The sequence below is a fragment of the Desulfovibrio sp. genome, assembly GCF_035644575.1.
Taxonomy (GTDB): domain Bacteria; phylum Desulfobacterota; class Desulfovibrionia; order Desulfovibrionales; family Desulfovibrionaceae; genus Desulfovibrio.
Window position 1 is genome coordinate 1 of sequence record NZ_DASQOG010000161.1, and the last position, 9,352, is coordinate 9,352.

Here is a 9,352-nt window from a genome sequence, read left to right on the forward strand (position 1 = left end):
TACGTGTGGATTGGCATGAACTGCCTTATCCTCAAGGGCGTAACCATTGGCGAGGGGGCCATCATCGGCGCTGGCAGCGTGGTCACGCGCGATGTGCCGCCCTTCTGCCTTGCCGCTGGCTCTCCCGCCCGCGTGCTGCGCTGCCTCCAGCCCGACGAAAGCGCACAGCAGCCCGGCACTGCCGAATAGGTCGCTGCACGGTGTCTGTGGGGGAATATATCGCGGCGCTGCTGGCGTCGGAAAAGCTGGGCGCACAGGTCACGTGCCACAAGCTCTTTCCGCCGGTGGAGCCATGCTACGCACAGACGCGCCTGCCCTGGCCCGCAGCCATTAGCCGTGCCCTTGAGCAGCGCAGCATCAACGGGCTATACAGCCATCAGGCCCTTGCCACAGACCACATCCGCGCCGGACATTCCATTGTTGCGGCCACGCCCACGGCCAGCGGCAAAAGCCTTATCTACAACCTGCCCGTGCTCGACCGCTACCTGCGCGACCGCGATGCCCGCGCCCTGTATCTCTTCCCCCTCAAGGCACTGGCGCAGGATCAGCTTGGCGCATTCAACGCCCTGGTGGAAGGCTGGCCCAAGGAGGCCCGCCCTACAGCCGCCCTGTATGACGGCGACACCACCGACCATTTTCGCCGCAAAATCCGGCGCAACCCGCCCACGGTGCTCATCAGCAATCCAGAGATGCTGCACCTCGGCATTCTGCCCCACCACGAACAGTGGGCGGAATTTCTGGCTGGCCTGAGCCATGTGGTTGTGGACGAAGCCCACACCTACCGGGGCGTATTTGGGGCGCACATGGCCCAGGTGTTCCGGCGGCTCAACCGCATTGCCGGACGCTACGGCGCGCGACCCGTCTATGTGCTGTGCACGGCCACCGTCGGCAATCCCGGCGAACTGGCAGCGGCGTTGACCGGCACGGATGCTCCCGCCGCCGCGCCTGCCCTTGCCACAGGTCTGGATTCTCCGGCTCAGGTTCCGTCCTCTGCTCCTGCCGCCCGTATAACAGATGCGCCAGTGGTCATTGACCAGTCCGGCGCGCCACAGGGCCCACGGCACTTTGTTTTTCTCAATCCGGAGCAAAGCCCTGCCACAGCCGCCATTGACCTGCTCAAGGCGGCGCTGGCCCGCAACCTGCGCACCATAGTCTACTGCCGCTCGCGGCGCATGACAGAACTCATCAGCCTGTGGGCCGGGCAATCGGGTGTATTCTCCGAGCGAATCTCCGCCTATCGCGCGGGCTTTCTGCCAGAAGAAAGGCGCGGCATCGAGGCCCGCATGGCCTCGGGCGAACTGCTGGCCGTGGTCAGCACCAGCGCGCTGGAACTTGGCATCGACATTGGCGGGCTGGACGTGTGCATCCTTGTGGGCTACCCCGGCACGGTCATGGCAACCTTGCAACGTGGGGGGCGCGTGGGCCGCGCCCAGCAGGAATCGGCCGTGATCATCGTGGCAGGCGAGGATGCGCTGGATCAGTATTTTGCCCGCAATCCCGAAGATTTTTTCAGTCGCCCTGCGGAAAAGGCCGTGGTCAACCCTGACAACGAAGTCATTTTGACCCGCCATCTGGAATGCGCGGCGGCAGAAATGCCCCTCATCCCCGGCGAAGCCATGCTGGCAAGCCCCGCAGCACGCGCCGCCGCCCGCGCGCTCAACGCCAAGGGGCTGTTGCTGCAATCGGCGGACGGCACCCAACTGCTGGCGGCCCGCAAGCGGCCCCAGCGGCATGTGGATTTGCGCGGCACAGGCCAGACCTTCAGCATTGAAGATCAGGACGGTCAGATCATCGGCTCGGTGGACGGCTTTCGCGCCTGGCAGGAGACGCACCCCGGCGCTGTTTACCTGCACCGGGGCCGCAGCTATGTGATTGAAGAGATGGATCCGTCCCGCGCCCGCATTGTGGCCAAGGCTGCAAAAGTCTCATGGTTTACGCGCACACGTGGGCAAAAAAGTACGGACATTCTTGAAGAAGTCGAGCGCACGTCCCTGGGCCGCGTGCTGGTCTGCCGTGGCCGCCTGCGCATTACCGACACCGTGACCGGCTATGAAAAGCGCTCCACCTCGGGCAACCGCCTGCTCACCATCACGCCGCTTGCCGCGCCGCCGCAGGTTTTTGAAACCGAGGGCCTCTGGTACGTCATACCAGACAGCATCCGCGCCTCGCTGGAAGAACGTTTTCTGCACTACATGGGCTCCATCCATGCCCTTGAACATGCGGCTATCGGCCTGCTGCCCCTGCTCATCATGGCCGACCGCAACGACTTTGGCGGTATTTCCACCCCGCTGCATGCCCAGACCGGGCTGTCGGGCGTATTTATTTATGACGGTCTGCCGGGCGGAGCGGGCCTGACGCGCCAGGCCTTTCCCGATGCGCGGGGCCTGCTGGAAGCGACCTTCAAGGCTGTTGCCGCCTGCCCCTGCGAGGACGGCTGCCCCTCCTGCGTGCATTCGCCCAAGTGCGGCTCCGGCAACAGACCCATCAGCAAGATCGGCGCGCTGGAGCTGCTGCGCGAAATGCTGGCCCCCGGCACGGAAGGCGATGCCCTGTGCCGCGACCTGCGCATCAGCCCCGCTCCTGACAGGCTGGATATGGAATCGTTGGACGCAGCCTCTGCCCTGGCTACAGCGCCCCGGCCTGCGGTTTCGGCTCTGGATTTCATCAATGAAGGCAGCCAGCCCGAAGCCGCGCACACTGCAATGGAGGAAGAATCCATGAGCAAAAAGCACTCCGCGCCAGACAATCAGAACAGCCTGTTCGGCGCTAACGGCCTTGCGCAGTCCGGCTCCAGCGGCAGCGCCCCCACGCCTCAGAGGGAGGCCAGAAGCGCGCCGGGCGCTCAAGGAACAAAGACCTTTGATGCCGCAGGCCTGCTGACGCATATTCCCGTGCCGCCGCCCAAAAATTTTGTGGTCTTTGACGTGGAAACCCGGCGCTCCGCTGCCGAAGTGGGCGGCTGGAACCGGGCCGACCGCATGGGCGTGAGCGTTGCCGTGGCCTACGACAGCAAGGCAGACGACTATTTCTCCTACCAGCAGGAGGAACTGCCCGCATTGTTCGAGCGCCTGCGCGCAAGCGACCTTGTGGTGGGCTTCAACAGCCTGCGCTTTGACTACGCAGTGCTTTCGGCCTTTGCGCCCTTTGATCTGCACAAGCTGCCCAGCCTTGATCTTTTACAGCGAGTATACGAACGCCTGAACTACCGACTTCCGCTGGACAATCTGGGGCAGGCCACCCTGGGCGAACCCAAAAGCGCCGACGGCCTGCAAGCCCTGCAATGGTGGAAGGAAGGAAAGCTGGAAGATATCGCCACGTATTGCCGCAAGGATGTGGACATCACACGACGCCTTTATCTGCACGGTCTGGAGCAGGGCTTTTTGCTGTTCAGCAACAAGGCTGGCTCCCGTGTGCGCGTTCCTGTGGATTTTCACCGGCGTTGAGACTGCCGCAGCCGAAAAAGCAAAACGCCCGCGATAGCGGGCGTTTTGCTTTCAAATCTCTGTGGCAAGGCAGGGTTACTTCAATTTTTTCAGCGTCTTTTCCATACCTTCGGGCAGAGGGTAGACGTGATCCTCACCGGGGAACGCGCCCGCGCGCACTTCACGCGCATAGGCCTCCACCGCCGAGCGCAGGCTTGCGCCCACTTCGCCAAAACGTTTGACGAAGCGCGGCAGGTGGCTCAGGGTCATGCCCGTCATATCCTGCCACACCAGCACCTGCCCATCACAGCCAGCGCCTGCGCCGATGCCGATAACCGGGATGGACAGAGCCTGGGTCACGCGCTCGGCCAGGGGCGCGGGCACGCATTCCAGCACCAGGGCGAAAGCCCCGGCTTCTTGCAGGGCGCGGGCATCGTCCAGCAGCTTCTGGGCTGCGGCCATGCTTTTGCCTTGCACCTTGAACCCGCCAAAAGCGTTCACCGATTGCGGCGTGAGGCCAAGATGCCCCATGACGGGGATGGAAGCCCGCGTCAGCGCCCGCACTTCTGCGGCAAATTCCGCGCCGCCTTCAAGCTTGACCGCCTGGGCGCGACCTTCTGTCATGAGCCGTCCGGCGTTGCGCACGGTGTCTTCCACGGAAACGTGGTAGCTCATAAAGGGCATGTCGCAGACCACAAGGGCTTTTTGCGCACCGCGCGCCACGGCGGCGCAGTGGCGCACCATGTCGTCTACCGTGACGGAAAGCGTGTCGGGATAGCCCAGCATCACCATACCCAGCGAATCGCCCACAAGCAGGGCGTCCACCCCGGCCATATCCATGACCCGTGCGGTGCTGTAGTCATAAGCCGTCAGCATAACGAGCTTTTCCTGCCCTTTGGCCTCGCGGAAAGTTACTATCGTATTCTTCATGACTGGGCCTCCTTCTGATTGGCATCGTGGGCCAGCCCCATGATGAGGTGGGTAAGCTTGGCAGCCGTAAAGTCCGCATGGTGCAGGCCCTCAATGGGGGCCAGTTCCACCACGTCCAGCCCCACCACGCGGCGGCCCGCCACGCAGCGTTCCAGCATGTACTGGGCCTCGCGCCAGTTGATGCCGCCGGGCGAGGGCGTTCCGGTGGCTGGCATGATGGACGAATCCAGCCCGTCCACATCAAAGGTGATGTAAATGTTCTTGGGGAAATCCTCGGGCAGGGGCAGCTCCGGCAGGCCTACGCGGGCGAGAAAGTAGGCGTCGTAATGGGTGACGTTGAATTTCTTGCGGATCTCGGCTTCTTCCCGGCAAAAATCACGCACGGCAAACTGCGTGAGCGGCAGGCCGAGGTCGGCCACGGCACGGTACATGACGCTGGCGTGCGAAAAGGGGCTGCCCTCATACTGGGGCCGCAGGTCGGCATGGGCGTCAAACTGCACAACGCCAAAGGGTTCACCCGTTTTTTCCGCCTGCCGGGCCAGCGCACGCAAGGCCCCAAGCGTCACGGTATGCTCGCCGCCCAGCACCACAGGCACGGCCTCGCAGGCAATGGCATGGGCCACAGCGGCCTCTATGCGGTCAAGCGTGTCGGTTATGGGGCCAGCGCAGTCCACGGCCTGAGCGGTAAAAAAACCTGACTCGCCCGGTGCGAATCCGCATTCCCATGCTTCAAGCTGGTGCGATGCGGCTAGCAGGGCCTGAGGGCCTTTGACCGTGCCAGCACCGTAAGAAACGCTCTGCTCCAGAGGAACGGGGATAATGTGAAACCCTGCCTGCTCCGGTGCAGACTGGGGATATTCAGAAGCCAGAAACTTGTCTTGCATGTGATCCTGCCGTGATTTGACATAAAAAAACGGCCCGCTTGGGGAGGCAGGCCGTTTTGGTTGGAGGAGACTGTCAGCAAAAGAAAGGAAGGTACTTTCCAAGCTGCAATGGCCGTGCCACAAAAAGCAGCATACAAATAATCACTTAACCATCTGCTTTTTATTGGTAATTTTTTACAGCCTCTCAATGGGCGCGTTAAAAATGTTTAACCCCACCTGCCTGCGCCCTGCCTGGAAGGCGCAAAACTGTACAAAATATTTTCTTGCACAGCCTATTGCACAGTGTCCTTGCCCGGCGCAACAGCCGCACCCTGCAAAGAAAGGGAAAGCTTTTCGGCCAGTTCGCGCGCGGCGGGCGTATTGCGCCATTCGTCAAAGAGTTTCTGCCAGCCGCCAAAATCCACAAAGTTGCGGTCAAGCTGTTCTTCGTGCATCTGCACCCAGGCGTTGAAAAGCTGCATCTGCACCTGGAAGGTGGAGCTCTCAAAAATCATGGTCGCAGAATCGCGGGGCATGACCTGACCGTCCACATGGGCCAGAACAAAGTTGCAGACCGCGCGGCGGGAGGTTTCAAAGGTCACTTCCTGACCATTCATTTCTTCTGCCAGCGGCAGCAGGCGCGGAAACATCTCGCTGATGCGTTCCATGGCCTTGACCGGCACGGCGATGAACAGTGCGGGCTGGCCGTCCGCAGCGGCAGGGGCATCGGGCTTTTCAGAGATGAAATAAAAACGCAGCCAGTTCTCGAACATGACGGCTTCCAGAACCTTGGCAACGCCATTCTGAAATTGTTCTTGAGCTTCGGGCATGGAGACTCCCTTAGTGTTTTACGGCCACGACCCGCAGCCGCCGATAATCAGCAATCCAACCGCCGTTATTCCACATGGATGCGCGCAGGGCATCCGCCACGGCGGCAAAAACTTTTTCCTGAGCCTCTGGGGCCACGCAATCCAGATCCTGGGCAAAAAACTGCGCCATCCAGCGGGCAAGGCCTTCTTCCCCGCCTTTGAGAGGGGTAGGCCTGTCGTATTCTTCCGCCAGCCGCACGGAAAATCCGTGGCGACGCAGCAGGGCCGCATATTCTTGCGCCGAGGGAAAATAAAAACGCTCGCTGTTCAGATGCGCCGGGCCAATGCCCTCCCCCGCCAGTACAGCCTGAAAGGCCGCCCCAAAGGCAGCGCGGATGCGCCCGATGTTGCCCTGCGCGCCAAATTCGCACACCAGCAGCCCGCCGGGGCGCAAGGCCCGCGCCATGACGGCGGTCAGGCGCTCCTGATCTTCTATCCAGTGCAAGGCGGCGTTGGAGAAGAGCGCGTCCACGCAGCCGTTCCACGGCATGTCGCAGGCGTCCATCACCAGAAATTCCACTCGCGGCAGACGCATCCGGGCCTGCACGATCATGTCGGGCGAGGCGTCAATGCCCACCACGCGGGCGGCTCTGGCGGTCAATGCTTCTGTCAGCGCGCCAGTACCGCAGCCAACGTCAACCACAAAGCCCAGGCCATCGGGCAACAGCCCCAGCAGGTTTTCACCGTAGGCTGCCACAAAGTCGTGGCTCTGGTCATAAAGACGGGCATCCCAATCCATGAATCCGGTTCTCCCTGCGCGGCGAAAAAAAGCGCAAGCGCCACTTGTTGTAAACATCAGACTACAACGCGTCAATGCGGCGGGCTGATTTGCAGCAACAATGCCGCCTGCTCCCTGCCAGAAATGACGGGGCTCAGGCCTGCTTTTCCTGCACTGCGCGTCTTTGCATTTCGCGGTTGCCCACTTGTCCGAGGACTGCGGCGGCAAGCCCGGTGCAGGCGCTCACCAATCCCAGCGGCACGGCGGTATCGCCCCCGGCCAGCCCCACAAGGGGCGAGGTGCACGCGCCAAAAATAAAGACCGCCACGCCCAGAATGCCCGAGGCTGTTCCCGCGCCAACATTTTGCGCGCTGATGCCAAGGGTAAAGCTGGTGGGGAGCGTCATGCCCTGAAGGGCGATCATGAAAAACAGCCCCCCGAGCAGCGGCAAGGGCGAAGCTGGCGCTATCACCGTCACGGCCAGCACGCCAAGGCAGGCTGCGCAGCGCAACGTGTTGCCGATTTGCAGCAAACGGGCTTCGCCAAAGCGGCGCGCCAGCCGGGCCGTGGCAAGGGCGACAAACATGACGCTCAAGGCGTTGCAGCCAAAAATGACGCTGTAGCCTTGCGGCGAGATGCCGTACATGCCCTGCAACACAAAGGGCGAGGCCGCCACGTAGCCGAAAAATCCGCCCATGGTGAAGCCCTGCACGCCCACATAGCACATAAAGGGCTTTTGCCGCAAAAGTTCGCCCATGGCCTTCCACGAGGCGCGCAAGCCGCCCTCGCGGCGCATGGTTTCCGGCAGGGTTTCGGGCAGGCCTACGGCGCTCAGCACGATCAGCAGCACCCCAAAGCCCGTCAGAAAATAAAAAATCAGGGGCCAGCCGCTCAGGGTCGCCAGCCAGCCGCCCAGGAGCGGCCCGGTAATGGGCGCAATGCCGTTGACCGCCATGAGCAGGCTCATGAAGTTGGTCAGCTCCGGCCCGCGAAACAGGTCGCAGGCCATGGCGCGGGCCAGCACGATGCCCCCTGCCCCGCCAAGCCCCTGCGCAAATCGCAGGGCAATAAAGCTGTTGCCCGTTTTTGCCGCTGCGCAGCATATGGAAGCCAGCGTAAAAAAGATCAATGCCACGAACAGGGGCTTGCGCCGCCCGGTGGAATCTGAAATGGGCCCCACAAACAATTGCCCGAGGGCCATGCCCAGCAGGCAGGCCGTGATGGTCAACTGCGTTGTTGCCGTGGAAATGTTGAGGTCTGCCGCCAGGGCGGGCAGGCTTGGCAAATAGGTATCGGTGCACAGTGGGCCAAAGGCGGCCATCATGCCCAGCAAGAGCGCCAGAAACAGCCTGCGGCGGCGGGGCAGCTTTGCGCCAGCACCCACAATATAATCATTTTCCGTAATGCGCATGTTTGTCCTTTTTCTTTTCTTTGCGCGATATTCGGGACGTGCGCGGGCAAAGTCAAGGGCGGGGAACGCCTCTGCGCGGCTCTGGTATGCGCTGCCGCCTTATGCTACCCTGCGCCCATGATTGATTACGCTCAAGCCCTTAACGAAGCCCAGTACGAGGCAGCCACCTGCGGCGACGGCCCGGTGCTGGTTGTGGCAGGCGCAGGCAGCGGCAAAACCCGCACCATCGTCTACCGTCTGGCATGGCTGGCAGAGCACGGCATCGAACCTGACGCCATGCTCCTGCTCACCTTTACCCGCAAGGCCGCGCAGGAAATGCTGCACCGCGCGGGGCTGTTGCTCAATCAGGGGCTTGCGGGCGTGCAGGGCGGCACCTTCCACGCCTTTGGCTTCGGGGCGCTCCGGCGCTGGAAGCCCGAATGGCTTGGCGACAGACCCTTCACAGTCATGGATTCCGCCGACATCAACGAGGCGGTCAAACACTGCAAGGATCAGCTCAAGCTGGGCAAGGGCGACAGGTCGTTTCCCAAAACACAGAGCATTGTGGGGCTGCTGAGCAAGGCCCGCAACAAGGAACTGCCGCTGGACGAAGTGCTGCGGCGCGAGGCTTTTCATCTGTTGCCCCATGCCGATGGTCTGGCCCGGCTGGGCGATGCCTACAATGCCTACCGCCGCGACAAGGGCCTGCTGGATTACGATGACCTGCTGTTCGAGCTTGAGGCCCTGCTGCGCGAGAATCCGCTGGCTGCCGCCTCGCTGCGGCAGAGATTCAGCCATATTCTTGTGGACGAATATCAGGATACAAACCTGGTTCAGGCCCGCATTGTGCGCCTGCTGGCAGGGCCAATGGACGGCCCCCCAGGCAACGTCATGGCTGTGGGCGACGAAGCCCAGTCCATCTATGCCTTTCGCGGCGCCAATGTGCGCAACATATTGGACTTTCCCACGCTTTTTCCCGGCGCGCGCGTGGTGCGGCTGGAAGAAAACTACCGCTCCACCAAGCCCGTGCTGGATGTGGCCAACAACCTGCTCTCCCACGCTGCGGAATCCTTCCGCAAAAACCTGTTCACGCGCAAGGAAGGCGGCGACCCGGTACGCCTTGTGACGCCGCTCAGCGACATGAGTCAGGCCAAGCTGGT

8 protein-coding genes are annotated in these 9,352 nt (G+C 62.2%); 3 read left to right on the forward strand and 5 right to left on the reverse strand.

Going from position 1 to position 9,352, the window contains the following annotated elements:
- Both VEZ52_RS09405 and VEZ52_RS09410 read left to right on the forward strand, forming a co-directional pair.
- The coding region (locus tag VEZ52_RS09405) for a DapH/DapD/GlmU-related protein (protein WP_324836577.1) at positions 1–189 on the forward strand (189 nt) is incomplete at its 5' end.
- 11 nt (positions 190–200) lie between these two features.
- Positions 201–3,443: a DEAD/DEAH box helicase gene (locus VEZ52_RS09410; protein ID WP_324836578.1), complete on the forward strand. Its 3,243-nt coding sequence runs from the start codon at positions 201–203 to the stop codon at positions 3,441–3,443.
- Positions 3,444–3,518: 75 nt separating this feature from the next.
- On the opposite strand, the gene panB is transcribed toward VEZ52_RS09410, so the two are convergent.
- The 5 genes from panB to VEZ52_RS09435 all read right to left on the reverse strand — a co-directional run bounded on the left by panB (position 3,519) and on the right by VEZ52_RS09435 (position 8,213).
- Entirely contained in the window at positions 3,519–4,352 is an 834-nt protein-coding gene (gene panB, locus VEZ52_RS09415; RefSeq protein ID WP_324836579.1) for a 3-methyl-2-oxobutanoate hydroxymethyltransferase, read from the reverse strand.
- On the reverse strand, positions 4,349–5,236 hold the full coding sequence (gene speB / locus VEZ52_RS09420; RefSeq protein ID WP_324836580.1) for an agmatinase: 888 nt from the start codon (positions 5,234–5,236) through the stop codon (positions 4,349–4,351). The genes panB and speB overlap by 4 nt, the downstream gene beginning before the upstream one ends.
- 272 nt (positions 5,237–5,508) lie before the next feature.
- On the reverse strand, positions 5,509–6,045 hold the full coding sequence (locus tag VEZ52_RS09425; protein WP_324836581.1) for a hypothetical protein: 537 nt from the start codon (positions 6,043–6,045) through the stop codon (positions 5,509–5,511).
- A gap of 10 nt (positions 6,046–6,055) precedes the next feature.
- A complete protein-coding gene (locus VEZ52_RS09430) occupies positions 6,056–6,823 on the reverse strand; it encodes a class I SAM-dependent methyltransferase (RefSeq protein WP_324836582.1) in 768 nt (255 codons plus the stop codon).
- A gap of 133 nt (positions 6,824–6,956) precedes the next feature.
- Entirely contained in the window at positions 6,957–8,213 is a 1,257-nt protein-coding gene (locus VEZ52_RS09435; RefSeq protein WP_324836583.1) for a multidrug effflux MFS transporter, read from the reverse strand.
- Between the two features lie 117 nt (positions 8,214–8,330).
- Between VEZ52_RS09435 and VEZ52_RS09440 the strand changes: the two genes are divergently transcribed.
- On the forward strand, positions 8,331–9,352 hold a 1,022-nt coding region (locus VEZ52_RS09440), incomplete at its 3' end, for an ATP-dependent helicase (protein WP_324836584.1).

Bases quoted from the DNA above. Each gene is read 5' to 3' on its own strand.
- VEZ52_RS09425 (WP_324836581.1), bottom strand. From the start codon at position 6,045: ATGCCCGAAGCTCAAGAACAATTTCAGAATGGCGTTGCCAAGGTTCTG.
- panB (WP_324836579.1), bottom strand. From the start codon at position 4,352: ATGAAGAATACGATAGTAACTTTCCGCGAGGCCAAAGGGCAGGAAAAG.
- VEZ52_RS09435 (WP_324836583.1), bottom strand. From the start codon at position 8,213: ATGCGCATTACGGAAAATGATTATATTGTGGGTGCTGGCGCAAAGCTG.
- VEZ52_RS09430 (WP_324836582.1), bottom strand. From the start codon at position 6,823: ATGGATTGGGATGCCCGTCTTTATGACCAGAGCCACGACTTTGTGGCA.
- speB (WP_324836580.1), bottom strand. From the start codon at position 5,236: ATGCAAGACAAGTTTCTGGCTTCTGAATATCCCCAGTCTGCACCGGAG.